The sequence below is a fragment of the Bacillus cereus group sp. BfR-BA-01309 genome, assembly GCF_022664315.1.
Taxonomy (GTDB): Bacteria; Bacillota; Bacilli; order Bacillales; family Bacillaceae_G; genus Bacillus_A; species Bacillus_A mobilis.
In genome coordinates, this window is sequence record NZ_JAKUHE010000009.1 from 106,346 (window position 1) to 129,235 (window position 22,890).

Here is a 22,890-nt window from a genome sequence, read left to right on the forward strand (position 1 = left end):
TTCACAATTCTTCTTCATATTTTTTAAAGAAATCAGTCGTTTGCCTAACCATTTTATATTTCACATCTTGCAGATGGAATAAGACAGAAGTATCACATTGATTGAATTGCCTCATTTTCTCATATTTACGTAACAACTGTTTTCTTCCTCTTTTTTCTTGTGTTGATACGAAAACTTTAACAGGTACACAAGACGGAAGAAGCGTAAATGTTTTCTTATTTATTTTAGACTCCAATTCTTCTTCTTTGGAATCATACGCCAAACTTAATTCCTTCACTAATCTTTTGTAAAAAAACTTATGCTCTTTCTCAAACTCCACATATTCTGGTAAATCTAAACACGGATTTAACATAATGACTGAGCGTATACATTCAGGGTATTTGTTCATCATTTCAAGTGCTACAAGTGCCCCCATACCGTCTGCCATAATGTGCATTTTCGCATTTAATGTCTCTTTTCTCAAAACAACGTCATATAAGCGTTTTGCTAGACGAACAGATTGGTCGTTTCCCCAATGTCTTCCGTATAAATTAGAAGAAAAGACCGTGTAGCCTTCCTCAATAAGGCCATGTAAAAAATAAGATCTACCCGCATGCTGTGTCCATAAACTTGTACCATTCTCAATAAAGTAGTTGTAATCACCAAGAAGCATTACAGAAAATCCATTTGGCTTCTCCGGTAAATAAATGACACATGGCTCTTTTTCTAAGTAAAAAAAACGTTCCGTAATACTCATTTTTCCCCCGCCTTATTTTCTAAACGTATAAAAGTACTCTTCTATAATGTATGAACGGAATGCAAATTTGCGTTGAAAAATCTACAAATATTTTTCTATATTCTTTTTTCAATTGTGTTACAATAAGGACAGATTGAACGAATAGAGGTGTAAAATATGCGTTTCATTTGGGCATTAATTTGGTCGTTCGCGCTTGTACATATGATGAGCTACGTAATCGGCTCTATGACTGGCGGTACATACGATTTTAACCAAGCGTCTATTTTCTCAGTTGTTCTTGCGGTATTAGTACTAGCAATTTCAGCTGCAATTCCAAACGAACCAGTAGAACAACACTAAAAAAAGAGTCCGGATTTTATCCGAACTCTTTTTTACATGGATAAAAAATCTTTTATCATCCTTTAACGGTTACATAACTAATATAAGGACAAAGAGCATTATTCTCTTATTGAAAAAGACTAGATCGGAATATAAAGGAGTCATGTTATGAATTTCAAAAATTATAAGATTTGCAGTATTTACGGCCAACAAATGTGGCATGATCAAGCTATTATTATCGGTAACAAAAAAGGACTAGAACAATTAAGGGATATGATTGATGTAGCATTAACTGAAAATCAAAGTGAAGATGTGTTCTATCCAACCGATTTCGAAGGATACGAATTGAAGATTATTTGTCTCGAAGATGAAAAAACATTGGAGCACTTAGCTTTGCCCTACCACGATGAAAATTACTACACCAAAAACGATAATGAAATTGCACCAGAGTCCATAAAGTGAAACTTTAATCAGCCCTCACCAATCGGACGTTTACGGACAGCCCGACTCCTACCTAAATTCTTTGCTCGAACTGAATTTTGAGGTGGGAGTTTTACTGTCCATTAACGCGGGATAAACAATAAAAAAAGCACTTAAAAGTGCTTTTTTTATTAGGCTGTGGAGAAAACCTCCTCCACAACCTATTTTCATTCCACATGAACGACTAATTCGTTATTTTCTACATCAACAACTACGTGACTGTTATCAGTAATCGTTCCTGCAATTAATTCTCTCGCTAATTTTGTCTCAACTTGACGCTGTACATATCGTTTTAATGGACGAGCTCCGTACATCGGGTCAAAGCCAGCTTCTACAACAAATTCTTTCGCTGCATTTGTTAATTCTACTGTAATATGACGGTCAGCTAAACGACCTTGTAATTCTTTTACAATTTTATCAACAATACCTTTAATTTCATTCGTTGTAAGAGGTTTGAATAAAATAATTTCATCGACTCGGTTTAAGAACTCTGGTCGGAAATGTCCTCTTAACTGCCCCATTACCAGTTCTCTTGATTCCTCTTTAATGGCGCCATCTGCTTCTAATCCATCTAACAAATGAGCAGATCCAATATTTGAAGTCATAATAATAACCGTGTTTTTAAAGTCTACTGTACGTCCTTGCGAATCTGTAATGCGTCCATCATCTAACATTTGTAATAAAATGTTGAATACTTCTGGATGTGCTTTTTCGATTTCGTCTAATAAAATAACGGAATACGGTTTACGTCTTACCGCCTCTGTTAATTGACCGCCCTCTTCATATCCAACATATCCAGGAGGCGCACCAATTAAGCGTGACACAGCGTGTTTCTCCATATACTCAGACATGTCGATACGAATCATTTGCTCTTCACTATCGAATAAAGACTGTGCTAACGTTTTTGCAAGTTCTGTTTTACCAACACCTGTCGGTCCTAAGAAGATGAAGGAACCAATCGGACGATTCGGATCTTTAATACCAGCGCGTGCACGAAGAACTGCGTCTGATACTAAGCTTACCGCTTCCTCTTGTCCGATGACACGCTCTGATAAAATTTGCTCTAAGCGTAGTAATTTCTCACGTTCACCCTCAACGAGTTTTACGACCGGAATACCAGTCCAGCGTGAAACAATATCAGCAATCTCTTCTTCACTTACTTCCTCACGTAATAAACGATTTTCTTGTTTATTATGCGCGCCCATTTCTTCTGCTTCTTTTAACTCTTTTTCAATTGCAGGAATTTTCCCATGTCGAAGTTCCGCTGCTTTATTTAAATCGTAATTACCTTCTGCTTCTTCTAATTCACGGCGCAGACGCTCTAAATGTTCACGTAAGTTACGAACTTTGTGAATATCTTCTTTTTCTTTCTCCCATTTCGCTCTCATACCACTTGCAACTTCTTTTAAATCCGATAATTCACGTTGCAACGTTTTTAGACGTTCTTGGCTACCAAAGTCCTTCTCTTTTCCAAGAGCTGCTTCTTCAATTTCCAGTTGCATAATGCGGCGCGTTACTTCATCTAATTCTGTTGGCATAGAATCAATCTCTGTTCGAATCGTTGCACATGCTTCGTCAACAAGATCAATTGCCTTATCTGGTAAAAAACGATCCGAAATATATCGGTCTGATAAAACAGATGCTGCTACAATCGCGCGGTCATGAATATTTACACCATGATAAATTTCAAAACGCTCTTTTAAACCACGTAAAATGGAAATTGTATCTTCAACAGTTGGTTCTTCTGCTAATACTTGTTGGAAACGTCTTTCTAGCGCTGGATCTTTCTCAATATATTTACGATATTCATCTAATGTTGTCGCCCCGATACAATGCAGTTCACCACGCGCAAGCATCGGCTTTAACATATTTCCTGCGTCCATCGCACCTTCTGTTTTACCAGCGCCGACGATTGTATGAAGTTCATCAATGAATAATAAGATGCGGCCTTCACTCTTTTTAATTTCATTTAATACAGCTTGCAGGCGCTCTTCAAACTCACCACGGAATTTTGCTCCAGCTACAAGCGCACTCATATCTAATGCAAAGATTGTTCTATCTTTTAACCCTTCTGGTACATCCTTTTTCACAATACGCTGCGCTAACCCTTCAACGATTGCTGTTTTACCAACACCTGGCTCACCAATTAAAACCGGGTTGTTTTTCGTTTTACGTGAAAGAATGCGAATTACGCGGCGAATTTCACTATCGCGGCCGATAACAGGGTCAATCTTCCCTGCTCTTACTTCCGCCACTAAATCACGGCCATATTTCTCTAACGCTTCATAAGTTGCTTCTGGATTTTGACTAGTCACTCTTTGATTCCCCCGAACTGTCATTAAAGACTGTAATAAGTTATCTTTCGTAATATGAAATCTTGTAAGTAATTGATGTATATCGCCTTTTTCTTCAGAAAAAGCAAGCAGTACATGTTCAACTGAAATGTAGTCATCTTGCAATTTCTCTGCTTCTTTTCCTGCTCTTACAAGCAGTTGTTGCAGAGCACCTGTTATATATAATTTACCTGCTTCTGCACCGCTTCCTGTTACAGAAGGCTTTTTCTTAATTAAACTTTCTACTCCTTGTTTTAACGCTTCTATATCGACATTCATTTTTTGAAAAATACGCACTGCTAACCCATCTTGCTCTTCTAATAATGTAAACAAGAGATGAACAGTATCTACTTCTTGATGATGATGAGATACCGCTAAAGATTGGGCACTCATAATCGCCTCTTGTGTTTTTGTTGTCATTTGATTTAAGTCCATCTTTACAGTCCTCCAAATGTTTGACTTTCTTTGACCTTTGATTTGATTATACGCCAACTGACTTTTTTATACAATAATTTTGCTTATGTATTTTCAAACTTATTATTGGAAAAAGAAAAAGAGTGCATTCATTATACAGGTTAAAAAGTTACGGTAAATGTAATTACAATGCCCCATAACAAAAAAAGCCGCAATAATGATTGCGGCTTCTGTTACGGTCTTCTTTTATATGTCCACTGACGGTTATGATTTGTGTTATCTGGAAACCTTTCACCGGCAGTTAATTTCACCATTTGCGGATCTTTTACCATACTTCCTGTTTCACCAATCTCTACATAAATCCCATCATTTGGCGCTTTTTGTCCAGAACGAAACCTGCGATTTTGTCCCATTTCCATTCTCCTTCCATGACGTCTTTGCCTCATTAGTATATCCATTTTCAAAGAAAGCTTTTCTGTCATGTTTAGGAAACAAGTACTACATTTCATTCTTGTACATATACATGAATGACACAAGCTTAGGAAGAAATTTCGTTCCTATTTGTAGAAAAAAAAAGAAACCAACCTACTATAGGCCAGTTTCAAAGGAGAGTCAAACATATACGAGAAGATTACATGTTCATTATAAGCTTCCTCACACGAGCAATGTAACCCTTTTCACAATTTGTACATAATGAAAGAAACTTTGTTTGAACTTTCTAAAAAGACGTTGACTTTTCTTAATTTCCAGCGAGAAATAGTAGACACCGTAGCGCTTTGCGACGTAAGATGGATATATAGTGAAGTTTCCATCTTTGGTGTTCTCACCCAGCTTAACCTCTTATTTCTGCATATTAAAAACGGAAATACAGATAGAAACAAAAAAATTATTATAAGAGGTGAAATTATGAATAAACAACATTTAATCGCATTAGACTTAGACGGCACTTTATTGACAGACAACAAAATAATTTCCACTCGAACGAAACATACAATTACAAAAGCAAAGGAACAAGGACATATTGTCGTTATTTCAACAGGGCGTCCATTCCGTGCTAGTTTTGATTACTATAAAGAACTTGGTCTGAATACACCCATCGTAAACTTTAACGGTGCTTACGTACATCATCCTCTTGATTCAAAATGGGGAACACATCACTCTCCTCTTGAGCTAGCAACAGCCCAAGAAATTGTCCGAGCTTGCTTTGATTTTGGTGTAAAAAATATATATGCTGAAGTAATGGACGATGTGTATGTTCGTGAAATTGATGAAGATAAAAAACATATTTTCGAATTCGGTTCTCCAAAGATTTTTACAGGAGACTTATTAAATACTTTAAACGATCATCCAACTTGCTTATTAATTGACGCACATGACGAACATTCTAGCGCAATTCGTCAACATTTAACTGATATGCATGCTGAAGTAATCGATCATAGAAAATGGGGCGCACCTTGGCCGATTATTGAAATTGTAAAAAGCGGGTTAAATAAAGCTGTCGGATTACAAAAAATTTCTAGTCATTACAACATTCCACAAAAGCGAATTATCGCTTTCGGTGATGAAGATAACGACTTTGAAATGATTGAATTTGCTGGTCACGGCATCGCAATGGGAAATGCTATTCCTGAATTAAAATCACTCGCAAACCATACGACGTTAACAAATGAAGAAGATGGTATTGCACTATATTTAGAAGAGGTACTTGGGTTGTAATCTAAAAATTCCCTGCTTATAGTTTCTCGCCAAACGCTCATACTATTATCAGACGCACAAGTCAGCGCGTCGATTGTTTTCAGCTAAATAAAGGGGGTTTTTCGAATGGGTAAAAAGAACAAATCAAAACGTTTTATCCAACAAGGAGCCGATGCTGTTATGAAGCATGATGCAAGATTCCCGTACCGTGGTACATTAGCTGAGGCAGAAAAAGCGAGAAGTAACTCTTCTTTTGGAGGGGTTTAAATGGGGAACTTACTATTCCAACAAGCTAGAGATGCCGTTGCAAACGCCGTAACTTGTTCCAGTGGTGCTGAGCAACAAGATCTCGTATATAGAGCCAAAAACGCTTTGCACTCTGCTTATGCAAACTCTTCAACAGCTGAAAAGGTTCAGCTACGTGAAATGCAGGAGCAGTTGCAAAACATTACGAATTTGCATTAAAAAAGAGGACCAGCTTTGGTCCTCTTTAATCTTTTCGAAACAACCCAAACACCCCGACCGTTTGCAGTACGTTTGTAAATGCACTTGGGTCCACTTGTTTAATAACCCTCTCTAATTCGTATAACTCATAACGTGTAATAACAATCATTAACATTTCCTTATTTTCATTTGTATAAGCACCTGTTGCTGGGATAGTTGTAATCCCCCTCACTAGGCGGGAATGAATCGCCTTTCGTACATCTGCCCCATTTTTCGTAACGATTAGTGCTGTTATTTTCACATGACGTGTATGAATCGCATCGATAATTCGCGTTGATACATACAAAGTCACCAAAGTATATAATGCTTTTTCCCAGCCATATACATAGCCAGCAGCGATAATGATAATTGCATTAAAGAAGAAAAAGTATGTACCAACAGGCTTGTCTTTAATCTTTGATAAAATCATAGCGATAATATCTAAACCACCTGTAGAAGCTCCCCACTTTAACGCAATCCCTACCCCAATTGCTGAAATAATCCCGCCAAAAATCGCATTCAATATGATATCGTTCGAAACCGCCCTGACCGGGATGATTTCTAGAAACAACGTCATAAATATAACGCAAAGAAAACTAAAGAAAGTAAAGGCCTTTCCAACCTTTTTCCACGCTAAAATAACGACGGGAATATTAAACAAGCTAAATAATACCCCCGTTGATATGTGAATAGATAAAAATTCACCTAATATTTGTGATAATAATTGAGACAATCCAGCAAAGCCACTCGCGTACACTTTCGCTGGCGTTAAAAATAAATTCATTCCAATCGCGTTTAACAAACCTGCGACGATTACAACGATTAACTTCTTTATAAGTTCGGTATAATTCAACTTCAAATCCATTTCTAATCCACCTTTATTATTCATGAATGCACCGCTATACATAGTCTTTACGAAAAAGGAAATGATAAACGTACAACGTTTAGAAATGGAGTTGATACATATGCCACATACGAGTGATAATGACAAAAAAGCACGCGATAATAACGCAAAGCGTACGCAAAAAAATGAGCAAGAACAAAAAAATATCCAGCAAGGTAAACGTGCCTATTCTAAAAAGACCGATCACCTTTGATTCCATCGTACATCAACAGTATTGTTGATGTACTTTTTTTTACATTTTACAGGAAAAAACATTGAAAATTCACTTCATGTTCACTTCTATATTCTACAATAGCGATAACATATTCGGATGAGGTGTTGGCATGAGAGGGAAACATATTTTCATTATTACTGCACTAATAAGTATATTAATGCTAGCTGCTTGTGGACAAAAAAACAGCTCAGCTACAGTCGCTACGGCAACAGACTCAGCCATTACGAAGAGCGACTTCGAAAAGCAGTTGAAAGATCGTTACGGAAAAGACATGTTATACGAAATGATGGCACAAGACGTTATCACAAAAAAATATAAAGTATCTGACGATGATGTAGATAAAGAAGTACAAAAAGCGAAAAAGCAATACGGTGATCAATTCACAGCTGTACTAGAAAACAATCGTTTAAAAGATGAAGCTGATTTCAAAAATCAAATTAAATTCAAACTTGCTATGAATGAAGCAATTAAGAAAAGTGTTACAGAAAAAGACGTGAAAGACCACTATAAACCAGAAATTAAAGCGAGTCACATTTTAGTAAGCGATGAAAACGAAGCGAAAGAAATAAAGAAAAAATTAGATGCTGGTGCTTCATTTGAAGAATTAGCACAACAAGAATCGCAAGATCTACTATCAAAAGATAAAGGTGGAGACCTTGGATACTTCCATTCCGGTACAATGACACCTGAATTTGAAACAGCTGCCTACAAACTAAAAATTGGCCAAATTAGCGATCCCGTCAAATCACCAAATGGCTATCACATTATTAAACTAACTGGTAAAAAAGATTTACAACCTTACGATGAAGTAAAAGACTCCATCCGCAAAAGCTTAGAAGCAGAACGTATTGCCGATCCTACATTCAGTCACAAATTACTACAAAAAGAATTAAAAAAGGCAAATATTAAAATAAATGATAGTGATTTGGAAGATACGTTTACTCTTGCGCATGAGCAAGGGAATTAAGAAAGCACGATCTTATTTAATAAAATAAGATCGTGCTTTTTAATCTTCCATCAATATTTTCAACTTTTTCTTCAAGCTTTTATAATGCCAATTGATATGATCTAATTCTATCTCTACTTCAATTAGCGTATCTATTAAGTCTTCTTTAGATTGATGAGAGTTTATAATATTTTCAAGTAATTTTTCAAAACTTTTACTACTCTCATATATATCATTTAAATCGACCGCTACTATTTCACGTTCTTTTTCAGGGGATAATATGGAAAGTCGTTTTATTAATTGTTCTAGTACATTATCTTGCATTTCCGTACCTCTCTTTCTCTAACACATTATATGTACTTCACAATTAACCACGGATACCATAAGATTTCTTCTGCTTCAATTTCTCTATTATCAATTAAATGGATAATCTGTTTTGCATCTTCATAATTATCAACGAGTGATAAGTCATTTAATTTCTTGCCAAACACTTTAAAGTCCGCTTGTAAATTATTGAAAATAAATGAGTAAAATCCATTAGACTCATAACCGCATATATCAAATCCTAATATCCCATCATTCTTAACATCATTAGGTAATGAACTTTTGAGAAAACCATATGTGGAAACTTTACAGTCATTTTCTTCCCGCTCATTCATTAAAAAGTCCATCCGATACTCTTCTGAAAGATTTAAGCCGATAACTTCTAAGTTTTCTATCGCCTTTAAATAATTTTTCTTAAAGAATCTCGCATCCTCTAAATTTTTAAAAACATTCGGCCAAACAAACCTTTCTTCTTCCGTTAGTGTATCTAAAAAAGCTTGAGCACTTTCATGCTCTTCTTTACTAATCTCTAACCTTCCATTTATTATCTGAGCAATAGGATCATTTTTATTTGAATTACACCAAGGGAAAAACCAATAATCTGGAAATGTAGGGCGAACCCCCTTACATATCGTTAAAATTGTTTGTGATAGCCCCTCGATATTACATTCTTTATAGATAAGTTCCCTATCGTAGGAAATGATGAGGTATCCGGCGTTATAATACTTCATTTACATACCTCTTTTCTTTTCAATTAAATTTAGACTCACACTCTCTTTCATATAGATATAACTATCTATCCTTTCTATATTTTTTAAAATATTCCTCTTCCAATGATCCTCTTACCACAAACAAAAAAGAACTATCACTTCCCTAATAAACCTAGAGAAAAGATAGTTCTTTGTAGTCTCACTTTATTTCTTAAAATACGTCCAGCCTTCTTCTTGATAAATCTTCTCTTCTTTCATCAACTTACCAAGCGCACGCTTAAATGCAGCTTTACTCATGTTGAAGCGTTCTTTAATGTCTTCTGGGTTGCTCTTATCCCAAAATGGCATTGCTCCGCCTCGTTCTTCCATATATGCATAAACTACAGCAGCATCATCTTCCATTCCTTCTTCTTTACGAGGAAGAAGTGAAATGTTAATTGTACCATCATCTTTTACGTCAATAATACGGCCCGTTACACGTTCACCGATACGTACTTGTTCTTTTCTTTCCGTATGGTGTAAGAAAGCACGGAAATGCTCATCAGTTAGTATGAATGAACCAACTTGAAGTGAACGATACACACGTCCATTTACGTTTTTATTACGCATAGATGGTGTCGCATCTACGATAATTTCTTGCATATCACTGTCTCTTGCCGGAAGAGCGATAAGACGATCACGATTCGTTAATTTTAGCGTACAATATAATTCGTCTCCAACTTCTGGCCATACTGGCATATAAATCGGGAACTCATCAGCTGGGATTAGTATATCTTTTGATACACCAATATCAACAAACACACCTAAACTAGGGATAACTTCTACAACTTTTACCCAGTTCCAATCAAAAGTTGTAATAAGTGGCTCCTTCATTGTTGCTGAAACACGATTTTGATGATCAAGGTATAAGAATACATCAATCGTATCGCCTTCTGCAATTTCTCCAACTAATTCGTTTTTATGTAGGAAAATTTCTTCTTCTTCATTCCCAACCATATATCCGATTTCTGTTTCACGTAAAACAGTTACCTGTTCAATTGCTCCTAATTGTAAATACATATTTTTTAATTCCCTTCTCTATATAAAGTGAAACTTTAATCAGTGGGCGTTTTGTTCCTTCCCACTGATTAGCAGCCCTCACCAATCGGGCGTTTACGGCAGTGGATCTCCCACTTAACTTCTTTGTTCTAACTGAATGCCCGTTAATGCGGGATAACATTATCTTTTTTATCATTCCAAACAAAAGTTAATTATAACACGATTTCCCCTTTATTTGTCCAACTGCCCAAAATTCACTATAATAAAATGAGGTTACATGAATATAAGTATGAAAACACTTAAGTCTAGACTCGTTTTCAGCTATACTTTAGTATGTACAGTACATAAAAAGATTAGAAATTTATTTGGAGGTGCTAACTATGGCAAAAGAGAGTTCTTTTGACATCGTTTCGAAAGTAGAATTACCTGAAGTAACAAACGCAATTAACATCGCATTAAAGGAAATCCAAAACCGATATGACTTTAAAGGAAGTAAAAGTGATATTAAATTAGAAAAAGAAGTACTAGTTTTAACTTCTGACGATGAGTTCAAATTAGACCAAGTAAAAGACGTTCTAATTGCTAAACTTGTAAAACGTAACGTTCCAATTAAAAACTTGGACTACGGAAAAGTTGAAGCTGCGACTGGTAACACTGTTCGCCAACGCGCGACACTTCAACAAGGTATCGATAAAGATAACGCGAAAAAAATTAACAACATCATTAAAGAAATGAAATTAAAAGTAAAAACACAAGTACAAGATGACCAAGTACGTGTTACAGCGAAAAGCCGTGATGACTTACAAGCAGTTATCGCAGCAGTTCGTAGCGCTGACTTACCGATTGACGTACAATTTATTAACTACCGTTAAAAAGAAAAACATCCTCTGTGTAGAGGGTGTTTTTTTTAGCTAGTAGAGAAAATATTACAAAGTCTAAGCTTACGAGCAATCAGATATTTAGAATGGGTATTTAATTATTATGCATAAATAAAGAAGGTCCTTTTAATAATCGGCGCAAAAACCTCCCTCCCCACTCAAATGTAACAAATTATGAGTATAAGAATATTTTCCACCCTTTCATGTAATGTAAAATTAGTAAGGAATTTATTTTATGAAGAAATGTTAATTAAAAAAGAGTTAGAAGTGGTTATTTGAAGAAATTAATACTATGTTTTTTATTAACTACATTCTGTCTATATATTGCAGGGTGTTCTAATAATATAACTACACCCGGGGATACATCTAAAACTTCAACACCTGCGAAGTGCAAATACATCAACAAATCTTGGTATAAGAAACCTATAAAATGTAATAATTGATGATATAAGTTATAAAAAAGACACCATAAGGTGCCTTTTTTTATAGAAATTAATAAGGTATTCATTAGAAATTATGAGTCATTTTTTATTTTGATTTTCAAAATATTTTTCTTTAACTATTTTGATCAGATTTTCTTTTTCTGTTAGTTCAAAGATAAATAATGCTTTTTTCATGTTATCAGCTACATCTTCTTCATTATATTGTTTCAGCTTTAGTAAATTCCAACCTTTCCCATAATATAATTCACCTAATAAATATAACGTGTTTAGGTTAATAGCTAATTTGATACCCATATCATTGTATTTTATTGCCTCTTCATGTTGATTTGCATGACCTAAAATTTCCGCTAAATTAAAAATGATTTTTAATTTAATCTCTTTATCTCTAGGAAAATCTAACTTGTTAAAATTCGTTAAACATCTTCTTAATATATTAATACTCTTTTCATATTCTTTATTTTCCCCATAAAATATAGCCATTGACTGCATAATATCTATTTCTCTTTCTGATAAAAAATCACCATTCGTTACAGTTAGTTTTAATGCACTATTTAAAAGATTTAAAGCAGTTTTTATTGATTTATTTACATGAAATATAGCAATTGCTTCATGCCATATTAGAAATTGTTTATCTTCTTTTAACTGGAAATTACTTTCGTTTTTCTCTTGTTTCACTATTTCGTAAAGTTCATTATATTGTTTTTGCTTTATACAATCTCTCATTACATATTTTACATTTTCTACATATTTTAGTTTTTTGTTTTGAGTTAGTGCGAAAATATTATTTGGATCAATACCAAGTCTTTCAGATAACTGATATAACAATATACTAGATGGATAAATTATACCTTTTTCTATTTTGCTAATTTGACTTTGTGAACATATTCCATGACACAATTCAGATTGTGATATATTCTTTTTCATTCTAAGTTCTTTAATGGTAATACCCAAATCGTAAAATTTCATTTTTCCTCCTCAAATATAGCCCTTAATGAGTATCAGAATATTTTTCACCCTTTAATGTAATGTAAAATCAGTATAGTTGCAATTGTTGTTTGTTCTAAATGTCTTTTCACTTCTTTGCTCAGCTGCATTTCGAGGAGAGAGTCTCACTTCACACAAAAACAGGCTAGGGAGACACTCTTCTCCTTAGCCTGTTTTCGTACTTATTAAGAACAACACATCCGTTACTCATTTCCGTCTCTTTTTAACCGCAATCAAAAACGCAATAAACAATACATTCACACCGACTATTAAGGAGATAAATAACCAATTCACGCCTGTTTCCCCGTTAACTTTATACACATTTGATTCTTCACGCTTTAAAACGAGATAAAACTTTCCGTTTTCTTCTCTTATAATTTCATCTTCTAACAATCCTCTTAATTCTTGTTTTTCACCAATCGTACTTACAGGTACAGCCACTTTTTGTGTTTCTTTCGTATTATTAATCGCTACTAATGTGACTTCATCTTTATACTTTCGTTTTAGTATACTCATTCCATCTTTATCATACAAAAGTTCAAACGTACCGCGTCGTAGAGATGATCTCGTTTGTCTAAGTTCACCTAGTTTCGTTATGTGCTGCATAAATTTTTCATCTGATTTGAAATCCATTAATCGTCTATTATCCGGAGTATCTCCTCCATCTAATGCAATTTCAGTCCCGTAATAAAAATTCGGAATACCCGGTGATGTTAATAAATATGTGAGAGCTAGTTTCAAACGAGATGGCGGATAATTCATATGCTCTTTTGCAATACGAGCATATCTTTTTGTATCTTGATTATCTAAAAATATAATGGATTTCCCGTCTTTTTTACTCACATCATATAAAGGTTTCACTGATACATCCGCTTTTGAAAACGATTCTACTATTTTTTCGTTATACTCACTATCTCCCTCTGTCATAATACGAAAATCTTTCTTTATCGCTTGCATGTCTTTTTGTACGCCATCCCAAAAAGCATCCGACTTTTTTTCACTATGTATCACATAACTTCCATCTAAATCAACTTCTTTGCCCCACCATTTCATCGCGTCGATGACTTGTTGTTCATTTTCCCCAAATGGAAATTGAAGTACAACTTTCATTCCTTTTGCGTGCGCTTTTTGTACAAGTTCTTTCACATCATTTTCTGTTCCGAAATGTTCATTTACCTTTTGAAAATTACGCACATCTAACCCATCATACGTTCCACTTTCAAAAAGCGGAGAAAGCATAACAGCCGTAAAGCCCATTTCTTTTATGTAATCCAGTCTTTTTATAATCCCTCTTATATCTCCGCCCTGATATCCTTCCAAATTTCCAACTTCTAACTGTTTGTCATTTTTCGGTTCTCCATTATTGAAGCGATCAATCATAATGGAATAGATAACTTCGTCTCGCCACTCTCTTTTTTCATCCGCAAACGTATGTATTGGTACAAACAAAACGACAGCTAAACAAAAACAAATGAATAGTTTCCTAGTCCGTATTTTCCTCACACGCATCCCCCATGTTTTTTAATTGTAAGAATATTATACCAATTATCCAGACGAATCGCATACGTTGATTTCTTTCTCCGCAAAATACTTCATGTCAGATTTCCTAACATGAAGTATAAAGTTTTCTGAATTTTTAGTTGATTTTATGTTTCTTTTCGAATATGATATGAAACATAACAAATTGATGTAATTTTTTCTGACATTATAGGAGGAGAGAGAATGAATACAGGAGATACGGTTTTTATGTTTGTAACGACAGTAATGGTCATGTTAATGACACCAGGATTGGCACTTTTTTATGGGGGCATGGTTCGCAGTAAAAACGTACTCAGTACGACAATGCATAGTTATAGCGCAATGGCTATCGTTTCGATTCAGTGGATTTTGATTGGCTATTCTTTATCATTCGGACCAGATTGGCACGGACTTATCGGTACACTCGATTGGTTCGGTTTAAACGGCGTTACCTACGCACCAAATCCAGACTACTCATCTACTATTCCTCACAACTTATTTATGATGTTCCAACTCATGTTCGCCATTTTAACTCCTGCTTTAATTTCAGGTGCATTCGCCGAAAGAATGCGATTTTCCGCTTTCCTTATTTTCATCCTTCTATGGACAACAATCGTTTACAATCCTGTCGCTCATTGGGTATGGGGCGTTGGCGGGTGGCTTAGAGAGCTTGGCGCGTTAGACTTCGCTGGTGGTAATGTCGTTCATATTACATCTGGCGTGGCTGGCCTTGTATTAGCTATTTTTCTCGGAAAACGAAAAAACATAAACGGTTCGTCTCCTCACCATTTACCATTTACGATGTTAGGCGCAGGCTTACTATGGTTCGGCTGGTTCGGTTTTAACGTCGGAAGTGCATTATCTTTAAATGATGTAGCTTTAACCGCATTTATTAATACAAATATAGCCGCAGCTGCCTCCGCATTAACCTGGATGCTTTCAGAATGGTTCTTCCAATCAAAACCGACTGCGATGGGAGCTGCTTGCGGAGTTGTTTCTGGTCTAGTCGCTATTACACCAGCTTGCGGGTTCGTTACACCTTTCTCAGCTCTTCTTATCGGAGCAATTGGCGGCGTATTATGCTTCGGAGCAGTCTTTTTCTTAAAAACAAAATTCGGATACGATGATACACTTGATGCATTCGGATGCCACGGCATCGGCGGAACTTGGGGTGGCATTGCGACAGGACTATTTGCAACTACTACGGTAAACAGTGATGGCGCTAACGGATTATTTTACGGAAACGCGGCTTTACTGTTTAAACAACTTGTAGCAATCGGCGCAACATATGCATTCACGATCATCATGACGTATGCCATTATTAAAGCGATTAACTTCTTCCTCCCTGTTCGGGTAGACGAACACGAAGAACATATGGGACTTGATATTTCGATGCACGGAGAAAAAGCTTATGAGTATGTAGAAAAATCCGCTAATTAAAACGAAAAAGGTGTACTCCGTTCTAACACGGGGTACACCTTTTTCGTATATTCATAACGATACAAGTATTCCAAACTATTGGTATATAAATATCTTTATCTGTCTATTCATATAAATATCTTATCTTTTCATTAGTGCATTTAAAACGAGCTGCACCGCAACCGCATCATCTAAATAACCGATTGGAAATATATAATCTGGAATTACATCGACCGATAATATAAAGTAAATGAGCGCACTTCCCATTAAAGCAAGTTCTGCAGTCGTCCCCTTCTTCTTCGTAAACCTCTCGTACAATTCTTTCAAATCATTAATAAACGGGCCAATACTGCTTACCTTTTGAATCTTTTCAAGAAACCCCTTTTCAATCGTTTCTTTCCCTTCTTCAGTTTGCGAATATTGTTCATAATTCGCTAACTGCTGCTCTACATTCGATATACTAAACTTTTGATCATAGAGCTGGGCAGATTCAAGTAAGTGTTCAATGTTATTAATGGAAACGTGAATATCAGATTGCTCCTCCTGTTTCGTTTCAATAGAATAACCTGCCGCCACAAACAAATCACCTACCGGAACATCAAGGCTCTCTGCGAACTTTTGTAAATGCTTCGGATTCGCCTTTCGCTTACCATTTACGATCATTGAAATAGTAGCGGTATCAATATCAGTAAGCGAACTAAGTTTTCGCATCGATAAAGACTTTTCTTTAAGTAACTTTTTCAACAACAATCCAAGATTACTTCTTTCATTATCTTGAGACATATCTCATTCCCCTTTATTCACGAGAATAACCATAGTTATTATAAGAAAAATAACTACAACCTCTATACACTTTATATTAACAAATTTTTCTGACCATTTACAAGATAGAAGTCCCTTTATATGTTTACATTTTGCAAACAAAAAAGCTATCTTATATTTAAGATAGCTTTTTAAAATCATTTCAACCATTTCCGCAATAATAAAAATACACTACCGCAAATTATGTAAGAACTGACGAATATAACGATTGCCATAAAAAATGAATGATGTAGAGAAAAGGTTAGTATCATCAATAAGAAAGATACAAAGAGTAAATCTAATAAAATAAAGTATCCTGAAGTTAAAACACTTTCCACTAATTGCAACTCCGACTCTAACTCCGAGTACTTTAGCCTTTTATACAGTAATCTCAATTTCACTCACCTTCTATGAATTAATCAAAAAATGCAGCAAACGCAATAACTAGTAATAATGTTCCACTAATCAATGTACCAAACTGACCTAAAGTGAATTTACCGATGCGAACGTGAGCGATTTTTCTCCCTAACGCAACTCCGCCCCACACTGTAATAAAACTACCAACTGCAGCTGCAATACAAATAGCAATTGGATTTAAACCGAATAACCCTGCTCCTAAGCCGTTCGTTAGTGCATTCGCGGACAAACCAATTCCAAGAAAAATAGACTCTGCAAAACCGATTTCACCAGATTTACCGATATTTTTCGTTAAGCCATTTATTTCTGCACTTGCCACCTCTCCCTCAGTCTCTTGCACCGGAACCTTACGAGGTATTGCTAGTAAAATAATTCGGAGACCAATTATAACTAATAAGAATGAGCCAATTACAACTGGCATAATCCCAGGTAAAATTTTTGATAACCATAAACCAAAATATATTCCTACTACACTAAATAAAAAACAAATTATCGAAATAATAAAGTTTGATAGATGACTAATTTTTATATTTCGAATGCCGTAAGAAATCCCTACCCCTAAGTTATCGATACTTGATGAAAATGTTAATGCCAATACCATTATCCATGCTGCCATTTCGTTCACCCCTTCATATTGTTGAACATTCCGGAAACTAACGTGACATACATAGTACGGAATATGGATAAGGGAGAAAAAACTCCCTCTATCCCTCCCAATTAACAACTCTTTTTAAAAGCGAGGTAGCGTGAACCACTTCATTATATTCATGCGATTCACTTTTCCTTTTTCACGAACAGATTGAAAAATTTCTCCTGTAAAAGACCCCATTTTAGTCGCAATCTCTTTTTGCATTGCTTTATTTTCTAACGCCGCCTTTACACTCAAGTCTAGCGCCTGTTCAAAATGCTCTAACGCTTTTTCTAAATGATAATCCACATCTTGTTCAACAGCTTTATGCGTCATTTCTTACTTCCTCCATTTCTTCAACCTTTGCAGCCGCTTCTATTACCTCTTGCTCTTCAGCGTGATCATCTTCAACGTAAGAAAGTTCTTTCTCAAATTGTTTTTGCATTCTATCCATTTTCGCTTCTACAATAATATCTTCTACTTCTTCTTTAATCGTTTCAAAAGTAGATTTCACACCTTTTGCCCCTGATTCAACAAGTGGACGAAGTGTATTTCTTACAACAGGTAATAAAGCGGCACTCGCTAATGCTAAAGTAGATCCAATAACAATTTTTCGTATCATTTTCATTGCTCCTTTACACTGTTTTTAATAATGCTAGTTCATTGACTACCGGTTTTGCCGAGTCATCATTCTTATATGAAATTAAATTAATAATAGGCTTCGAAATTTGAGATACTGTGCCCGCTACAAGAAGAACAGGTATCCATTGTATAAGCGTTAATGGCACTGTATGGAATATACGAGCAAATGACGGAACATATATAGCTGATAATAATACAAGCCAAGACGTCCCTAACGCTGTTACAAAGAAACGATCTTTTGACCAATCACGCATTGTTTCGTCCGATCCTTCTTGCCTCCAAGAAAATGTTTGAATGAGTTGACCTGCAACTAACGCCGCAAATGCTGATGTTTGCGCTACTACAAGAGGCACACCAGCAGCTAAACTCATACCGAATAAAGTAAGCGATCCTACTCCTAGCAATATACCTCGCGTCACAACCTTTTTGTATAGCTCTTTATCCACAATATCTTGGCGTTTCGTTTGCTTCGTTTTGTTTCCAGGGTTTACAGCTAAAATCATTGCCGGTAAAGCATCCGTAATAAGGTTCATTAATAAAATTTGAATTGGCACTAACGGAATCGGCATCCCTGCAATAACAGCTGCACTTGTCACCAATACTTCAGCTAAATTTCCCGTTAATAAACAACCAACCGCTTTACGAATATTACCAATGATCGTTCTACCTTCTTTTACCCCTTCCACAATGGAACCGAAGTGATCTTTTTTCAATATAAGATCTGCAGCTTCTTTCGTTACTTCTGTTCCTGTTTGCCCCATCGCAATACCGATATTCACTTTCTTTATAGCAGGCGTATCATTCACACCATCTCCAGTCATCGCAACAATTTGACCGTCAGCTTGATATGCAGTTACTATGCGTAATTTATGAGCCGGTGTTACTCGCGCAAAGACAGAAGTGTTTTTCACGATATTTTTTAGCTCTTCATCTGTTAAATTATCAATTTCTATCCCAGTTAAAACACGATCATCACGATTCCAAATACCAGTCTGCTTCGCAATAGAGATCGCCGTGGTTGGATGATCACCAGTAATCATGACTGGCTTTACACCAAGTTCAATCGCTTCACGAATACTTTCTTCTACTTCAGGCTTCGGAGGATCCACCATACCAACTAACCCAACAAAAATAAGATCATCCTTCTCACCATCACTGTATGCAAAACCTAATACTCGTAACGCCTGTTCTGCAAAACCTTCATTTTGTTGTAAAATAACTTCTTTTTCTTGTTCACATAACGGATAGATTTCACCATTATGTTGATACCATTTACATCTAGTAAGAATCGCCTCTACAGATCCTTTCGAAAACTTATACAGTGATTCATTTTCCTGACAAACAACACTCATAATTTTCGTTTCAGAGTCGAATGGTTCTTCATGATGTCGTTCAAATGATTTCATATCTTCATGTGACACACCCGCTTTAGAAGCCAAACTTAACAAAGCCCCCTCAGTCGGGTCACCTTTCACGATCCACTGATTCTCTTCTTGTTCTAATTTACTATTGTTACAAAGGACACTAATTTGCAGAACGCGAACTAAATCTGGATTTTCTAACGGTGTCTTTTCACTTTCATGATAAGTCACTTCTTCTACTTCCATCTCTACAGCAGCGGCGACTTTAGATGACGTTACATCCGAGATCTTACCTACCGGTTCATATCCGTCACCTGATACACTCCATACACGATTTGGCGTAGCGATCACTTTAACCGTCATTTCATTCTTCGTAAGAGTACCTGTTTTATCAGAGCAAATAACAGTTGTTCTGCCTAACGTTTCTAAACTGGAAAGTTTCCGAACGAGTGCATTTTGCTTCTGCATACGGAATATCCCTGCGCTTAAAGCGATTGTAATCATAATCGGCAAACCTTCTGGAACAGCTGATGCTGTAAGAGCAACCGATGTTGTAATCATTTGTGTAATCGGCAAACCTCGTAGTAATCCTGCCACAAGTACGATACCACCAGCTACAAATGCCCCTTTAATAAATGTTTTACTAATAGACGTCACCTTTTGCTGGAGTGGTGTAGGCTCTGTTTCTTCTCCTTTCATTAAGGAAATCATATAACCCATCTCTGTACTCATCCCTGTTTCCACTACTATTGCTCTCGCTTTTCCGCGCGTTACGGACGTCCCCATAAAGAGCATATTATTCCGCTCCGCTAACGAACATTCTTCTCCTATAGCATCCTCTTTCTTTTCAACAGGTAAAGACTCACCCGTTAGCATCGCTTCATTAACTTCTAAATTCCAAGAATGTATAGTACGAAGATCAGCAGGCACACGGTCTCCAGCCTGAAGACAGACAATATCCCCAGGAACGAGCTCACTACTGGCTATTTCTACTTCTTCTCCTTCTCGGATTACCATACAATTCGGCGCACGAAATTGATTTAAAGCTTCCACTACTTTTTCGGCCTTCCGCTCTTGAAGCGTTCCAATTACCGCATTCACAATAAGAATGGTCCCCATTGCCAATCCATCAAACACCCCGCCTGATAATACAGACAAGCCAGCTGCTCCAAGTAAAATAAGCGATGTGAACTCTTTAAATTGCCCCATAAATGACACAATCCAAGGGACAGACTTCTTCGGTTCCATTCTATTCATTCCATACTTTTCTTGTCGCATTTGCACTTCTCTATCACTTAATCCTTGCTGTTTTTCCACTTGCAATTCATTTATTACGTCTTCTTGCGAGAGTGTATACCATTTCAGAGAAGGTTCTCTTGCTGCGGATTCGTTCCTATTTACTATCTCTTCATTAGAAAAAATCTTCTCACTCACTCGCTTCGCTCTAGATAAAAACGTTAAAGATAGAGCGTTCGCCAATAAAGCGATAACAGGCGCCGTAAATATAGACCAAACAGCCAACATCTCACCGGCAATATTCCACATTTTTGCTACTCGAAAATGTTCTCTCACCAATAAATCGATTCGTTTTGCATACGCCATTGATTGAAAGACATTTTTCATTTCATAGTGAGATATTGACGGGAATTCAATCTTTTCCTCACATATAAATAACACTTCTTCCCCATTCAAACGGATACGCTCTACACGTTCTACAACATCGCTATGTTGCCAACTTGTATCAATACCGTATTGCGTAAGAACACTCTCATTCATATTTAAACTATTGTTCATAACAGCTATCGCACATTTATTTTCGTTTAACTTATGAAAGATATTTGCAAACTCAGGAACAATTGCTATTTTTGATCCAACTAACAATCCGAGGCATTTTTGACCTTTAGCAACAAACTGAACGTTAAATCCTTCTTTGCTCAGTCTCTTCGCTTCTAACTCATAAAGGCTTATATCTACACCATTTCGTTCTATAAATTCTTTACTACCGGCAAAAGATGGGATACCTTGTATTTCACCTTTTATCCCTTCTTCATCAATCTCGATTTCAAAAGCCTTTCTTAACGTTCTTCCTGTTTGCTTCGCTCGTTGCACAACCTCATCTTTCCAATCATGCTCACTTTTCTCCAGTAATGAGGCTGCCGTGCACAGAACTTGCCCTTCATCTTCTGAAATACAGCTAATCTCCGCTTCTTCATTACGGAATATACGAGAGACATCGTCAAATACAATTGTTCTCGTTCTGGACAATTGAGATAACGATCCTTCATTTGGAATAAGGTATCCTCTTTCTCTCGCAACGAGATCTCCTTGTCGCCATGCATACTCAGCAGACGAAACAGCCGGTTTCGGATTCGCAGCTAATAAGACCGCCATTCCGCGTAACGGATTTCTCGTAAATGCCCATGTTGCTCCGCCAAAAAGCATGCCCCATTTCGATTGCTTTTCACTGTATGCTTTAATCTCTGGGGATAAAATTCGTTCTTTATACGAATCTGTTTCTTCATTTATGTTCGCTTGACTACGCTTCCAATTTAAATAGTTTAATAGACTAAGTCCCGCTAGCACGACAATATTTTCGCGCGCAAGTGCTAGTGCTAACGTTCCTATACCAAGCACTAGATCAGAATTCACCTTTTTGCTAGCAACCATTTTTTTGAATCCACGTTTTAGAAACGGATATCCCGTCACAACAGATAAAGCACCTGATACGTAAAAAAGTCCTGGGCTTCTAGCTAAAGCAGATCTTCCCATAAATAATTGTTTTATACCGAAAGCACCTAATCCAACGACAGAAAGCGCTAGCGGTAACGGAACACCTTCACCTTTTTTCTCGTAAGAAATTAAACTAGATGAAGAATCTTCTACTTTCTTCGTTTCTTCAATATTATTAAGGTTATTATTCTTTGTAATTTGTTCTTCTAGGAGTTTAATTATTTCACAAATTGTATGTAGAGAGGTCTTGTTGATATCGTAAGTAATAAGGGCTCTTCCTGTAGAAATAGAGGGACTCACTCGATAAATACCTTCCACGTCACGAAAACGTTCTACTATCAAGTTCGCCAAATTCATGTTGTATTTCAGTTTATATATTTCAATTCGAATTCTTCCAGGTAACGATCGTATAAATCTCGGTTTCAATGATTTACTCTGCATCATCATCCTCCTTATCCTTGTAAATGAAGTAAC

General features: G+C 36.2%; 24 protein-coding genes. 9 read left to right on the forward strand and 15 right to left on the reverse strand.

The features are described 5' to 3' along the window. Position 1 precedes the first annotated feature (1 nt). Complete coding sequence (locus MR115_RS18135; protein WP_061678725.1) at positions 2–736, reverse strand: lipase family protein; 735 nt, start codon at positions 734–736, stop codon at positions 2–4. A gap of 156 nt (positions 737–892) precedes the next feature. Here MR115_RS18135 and MR115_RS18140 point away from each other — a divergent pair, with 156 nt between their 5' ends. Then, complete coding sequence (locus MR115_RS18140) at positions 893–1,075, forward strand: YjzD family protein (protein ID WP_001211112.1); 183 nt, start codon at positions 893–895, stop codon at positions 1,073–1,075. Between the two features lie 147 nt (positions 1,076–1,222). After that, positions 1,223–1,516 carry a hypothetical protein gene (locus MR115_RS18145; protein WP_242242213.1) on the forward strand — a complete coding sequence of 98 codons (294 nt, stop codon included), beginning with the start codon at positions 1,223–1,225 and terminating at the stop codon, positions 1,514–1,516. Between the two features lie 185 nt (positions 1,517–1,701). Here MR115_RS18145 and clpB read toward each other — a convergent pair whose 3' ends face one another. Both clpB and MR115_RS18155 read right to left on the reverse strand, forming a co-directional pair. Then, positions 1,702–4,302 (reverse strand): ATP-dependent chaperone ClpB, encoded by a 2,601-nt coding sequence (clpB, locus tag MR115_RS18150; RefSeq protein ID WP_242242214.1) that lies wholly within the window; start codon positions 4,300–4,302, stop codon positions 1,702–1,704. A 212-nt stretch (positions 4,303–4,514) separates the two neighbouring features. Then, on the reverse strand, positions 4,515–4,694 hold the full coding sequence (locus MR115_RS18155; RefSeq protein WP_242242215.1) for a YjzC family protein: 180 nt from the start codon (positions 4,692–4,694) through the stop codon (positions 4,515–4,517). 493 nt (positions 4,695–5,187) lie between these two features. On the opposite strand from MR115_RS18155, the gene MR115_RS18160 reads away from it, so the two are divergent. The 3 genes from MR115_RS18160 (at position 5,188) to MR115_RS18170 (ending at position 6,441) form a co-directional block, all read left to right on the forward strand. Next, on the forward strand, positions 5,188–5,997 hold the full coding sequence (locus tag MR115_RS18160; RefSeq protein ID WP_242242216.1) for a Cof-type HAD-IIB family hydrolase: 810 nt from the start codon (positions 5,188–5,190) through the stop codon (positions 5,995–5,997). Between the two features lie 105 nt (positions 5,998–6,102). Next, positions 6,103–6,243 carry a hypothetical protein gene (locus tag MR115_RS18165; protein WP_000516816.1) on the forward strand — a complete coding sequence of 47 codons (141 nt, stop codon included), beginning with the start codon at positions 6,103–6,105 and terminating at the stop codon, positions 6,241–6,243. Beyond that, a complete protein-coding gene (locus MR115_RS18170) occupies positions 6,244–6,441 on the forward strand; it encodes a DUF3813 domain-containing protein (RefSeq protein ID WP_000527404.1) in 198 nt (65 codons plus the stop codon). 25 nt (positions 6,442–6,466) lie between these two features. Here MR115_RS18170 and MR115_RS18175 read toward each other — a convergent pair whose 3' ends face one another. Further along, entirely contained in the window at positions 6,467–7,324 is an 858-nt protein-coding gene (locus tag MR115_RS18175) for a YitT family protein (RefSeq protein WP_242242217.1), read from the reverse strand. Between the two features lie 100 nt (positions 7,325–7,424). On the opposite strand from MR115_RS18175, the gene MR115_RS18180 reads away from it, so the two are divergent. Further along, a complete protein-coding gene (locus tag MR115_RS18180; RefSeq protein ID WP_001120851.1) occupies positions 7,425–7,556 on the forward strand; it encodes a DUF3941 domain-containing protein in 132 nt (43 codons plus the stop codon). Between the two features lie 130 nt (positions 7,557–7,686). Continuing rightward, entirely contained in the window at positions 7,687–8,544 is an 858-nt protein-coding gene (gene prsA, locus MR115_RS18185; protein WP_242242218.1) for a peptidylprolyl isomerase PrsA, read from the forward strand. Between the two features lie 39 nt (positions 8,545–8,583). On the opposite strand, the gene MR115_RS18190 is transcribed toward prsA, so the two are convergent. The 3 genes from MR115_RS18190 to MR115_RS18200 all read right to left on the reverse strand — a co-directional run bounded on the left by MR115_RS18190 (position 8,584) and on the right by MR115_RS18200 (position 10,616). After that, positions 8,584–8,847, reverse strand: a complete 264-nt coding sequence (locus MR115_RS18190; RefSeq protein ID WP_242242219.1) for a hypothetical protein — start codon at positions 8,845–8,847, stop codon at positions 8,584–8,586. A gap of 26 nt (positions 8,848–8,873) precedes the next feature. After that, positions 8,874–9,578: a hypothetical protein gene (locus tag MR115_RS18195; RefSeq protein ID WP_242242220.1), complete on the reverse strand. Its 705-nt coding sequence runs from the start codon at positions 9,576–9,578 to the stop codon at positions 8,874–8,876. A 183-nt stretch (positions 9,579–9,761) separates the two neighbouring features. Beyond that, entirely contained in the window at positions 9,762–10,616 is an 855-nt protein-coding gene (locus MR115_RS18200; protein ID WP_242242221.1) for a CvfB family protein, read from the reverse strand. Positions 10,617–10,975: 359 nt separating this feature from the next. Between MR115_RS18200 and MR115_RS18205 the strand changes: the two genes are divergently transcribed. Continuing rightward, positions 10,976–11,467, forward strand: a complete 492-nt coding sequence (locus tag MR115_RS18205) for a YajQ family cyclic di-GMP-binding protein (protein WP_061678717.1) — start codon at positions 10,976–10,978, stop codon at positions 11,465–11,467. Positions 11,468–11,994: 527 nt separating this feature from the next. Here MR115_RS18205 and MR115_RS18210 read toward each other — a convergent pair. Beyond that, the gene (locus tag MR115_RS18210; RefSeq protein WP_242242222.1) at positions 11,995–12,882 is read right to left on the reverse strand and encodes a helix-turn-helix domain-containing protein; all 888 of its coding nucleotides are present in this window, start codon (positions 12,880–12,882) and stop codon (positions 11,995–11,997) included. Between the two features lie 225 nt (positions 12,883–13,107). Further along, a complete protein-coding gene (locus MR115_RS18215) occupies positions 13,108–14,409 on the reverse strand; it encodes an alpha-amylase family glycosyl hydrolase (protein ID WP_242242223.1) in 1,302 nt (433 codons plus the stop codon). Between the two features lie 213 nt (positions 14,410–14,622). Here MR115_RS18215 and MR115_RS18220 point away from each other — a divergent pair, with 213 nt between their 5' ends. Beyond that, positions 14,623–15,858, forward strand: a complete 1,236-nt coding sequence (locus MR115_RS18220; RefSeq protein ID WP_097863892.1) for an ammonium transporter — start codon at positions 14,623–14,625, stop codon at positions 15,856–15,858. 120 nt (positions 15,859–15,978) lie between these two features. Here MR115_RS18220 and MR115_RS18225 read toward each other — a convergent pair whose 3' ends face one another. The 6 genes from MR115_RS18225 to MR115_RS18245 all read right to left on the reverse strand — a co-directional run bounded on the left by MR115_RS18225 (position 15,979) and on the right by MR115_RS18245 (position 22,857). After that, positions 15,979–16,620 carry a DUF1232 domain-containing protein gene (locus tag MR115_RS18225; RefSeq protein WP_073517560.1) on the reverse strand — a complete coding sequence of 214 codons (642 nt, stop codon included), beginning with the start codon at positions 16,618–16,620 and terminating at the stop codon, positions 15,979–15,981. Positions 16,621–16,796: 176 nt separating this feature from the next. Beyond that, positions 16,797–17,033: a hypothetical protein gene (locus MR115_RS30070; RefSeq protein ID WP_088023078.1), complete on the reverse strand. Its 237-nt coding sequence runs from the start codon at positions 17,031–17,033 to the stop codon at positions 16,797–16,799. 20 nt (positions 17,034–17,053) lie between these two features. Beyond that, complete coding sequence (gene ytaF / locus MR115_RS18230; protein WP_088023113.1) at positions 17,054–17,734, reverse strand: sporulation membrane protein YtaF; 681 nt, start codon at positions 17,732–17,734, stop codon at positions 17,054–17,056. A gap of 51 nt (positions 17,735–17,785) precedes the next feature. Further along, positions 17,786–18,019, reverse strand: a complete 234-nt coding sequence (locus tag MR115_RS18235; RefSeq protein ID WP_073517562.1) for a hypothetical protein — start codon at positions 18,017–18,019, stop codon at positions 17,786–17,788. Then, on the reverse strand, positions 18,009–18,305 hold the full coding sequence (locus MR115_RS18240) for a hypothetical protein (protein ID WP_073517563.1): 297 nt from the start codon (positions 18,303–18,305) through the stop codon (positions 18,009–18,011). Before MR115_RS18240 ends, MR115_RS18235 begins: the two co-directional genes overlap by 11 nt. 13 nt (positions 18,306–18,318) lie before the next feature. After that, positions 18,319–22,857: a cation-translocating P-type ATPase gene (locus MR115_RS18245; RefSeq protein WP_242242224.1), complete on the reverse strand. Its 4,539-nt coding sequence runs from the start codon at positions 22,855–22,857 to the stop codon at positions 18,319–18,321. Positions 22,858–22,890 lie beyond the last annotated feature (33 nt).

What these genes read in the sequence shown, in the direction of transcription:
- MR115_RS18135 (WP_061678725.1), bottom strand. Translation starts at nt 736, where the DNA reads ATGAGTATTACGGAACGTTTTTTTTACTTAGAAAAAGAGCCATGTGTC.
- MR115_RS18140 (WP_001211112.1), top strand. Translation starts at nt 893, where the DNA reads ATGCGTTTCATTTGGGCATTAATTTGGTCGTTCGCGCTTGTACATATG.
- MR115_RS18145 (WP_242242213.1), top strand. Translation starts at nt 1,223, where the DNA reads ATGAATTTCAAAAATTATAAGATTTGCAGTATTTACGGCCAACAAATG.
- clpB (WP_242242214.1), bottom strand. Translation starts at nt 4,302, where the DNA reads ATGGACTTAAATCAAATGACAACAAAAACACAAGAGGCGATTATGAGT.
- MR115_RS18155 (WP_242242215.1), bottom strand. Translation starts at nt 4,694, where the DNA reads ATGGGACAAAATCGCAGGTTTCGTTCTGGACAAAAAGCGCCAAATGAT.
- MR115_RS18160 (WP_242242216.1), top strand. Translation starts at nt 5,188, where the DNA reads ATGAATAAACAACATTTAATCGCATTAGACTTAGACGGCACTTTATTG.
- MR115_RS18165 (WP_000516816.1), top strand. Translation starts at nt 6,103, where the DNA reads ATGGGTAAAAAGAACAAATCAAAACGTTTTATCCAACAAGGAGCCGAT.
- MR115_RS18170 (WP_000527404.1), top strand. Translation starts at nt 6,244, where the DNA reads ATGGGGAACTTACTATTCCAACAAGCTAGAGATGCCGTTGCAAACGCC.
- MR115_RS18175 (WP_242242217.1), bottom strand. Translation starts at nt 7,324, where the DNA reads ATGGATTTGAAGTTGAATTATACCGAACTTATAAAGAAGTTAATCGTT.
- MR115_RS18180 (WP_001120851.1), top strand. Translation starts at nt 7,425, where the DNA reads ATGCCACATACGAGTGATAATGACAAAAAAGCACGCGATAATAACGCA.
- prsA (WP_242242218.1), top strand. Translation starts at nt 7,687, where the DNA reads ATGAGAGGGAAACATATTTTCATTATTACTGCACTAATAAGTATATTA.
- MR115_RS18190 (WP_242242219.1), bottom strand. Translation starts at nt 8,847, where the DNA reads ATGCAAGATAATGTACTAGAACAATTAATAAAACGACTTTCCATATTA.
- MR115_RS18195 (WP_242242220.1), bottom strand. Translation starts at nt 9,578, where the DNA reads ATGAAGTATTATAACGCCGGATACCTCATCATTTCCTACGATAGGGAA.
- MR115_RS18200 (WP_242242221.1), bottom strand. Translation starts at nt 10,616, where the DNA reads ATGTATTTACAATTAGGAGCAATTGAACAGGTAACTGTTTTACGTGAA.
- MR115_RS18205 (WP_061678717.1), top strand. Translation starts at nt 10,976, where the DNA reads ATGGCAAAAGAGAGTTCTTTTGACATCGTTTCGAAAGTAGAATTACCT.
- MR115_RS18210 (WP_242242222.1), bottom strand. Translation starts at nt 12,882, where the DNA reads ATGAAATTTTACGATTTGGGTATTACCATTAAAGAACTTAGAATGAAA.
- MR115_RS18215 (WP_242242223.1), bottom strand. Translation starts at nt 14,409, where the DNA reads ATGCGTGTGAGGAAAATACGGACTAGGAAACTATTCATTTGTTTTTGT.
- MR115_RS18220 (WP_097863892.1), top strand. Translation starts at nt 14,623, where the DNA reads ATGAATACAGGAGATACGGTTTTTATGTTTGTAACGACAGTAATGGTC.
- MR115_RS18225 (WP_073517560.1), bottom strand. Translation starts at nt 16,620, where the DNA reads ATGTCTCAAGATAATGAAAGAAGTAATCTTGGATTGTTGTTGAAAAAG.
- MR115_RS18235 (WP_073517562.1), bottom strand. Translation starts at nt 18,019, where the DNA reads ATGACGCATAAAGCTGTTGAACAAGATGTGGATTATCATTTAGAAAAA.
- MR115_RS18240 (WP_073517563.1), bottom strand. Translation starts at nt 18,305, where the DNA reads ATGATACGAAAAATTGTTATTGGATCTACTTTAGCATTAGCGAGTGCC.
- MR115_RS18245 (WP_242242224.1), bottom strand. Translation starts at nt 22,857, where the DNA reads ATGCAGAGTAAATCATTGAAACCGAGATTTATACGATCGTTACCTGGA.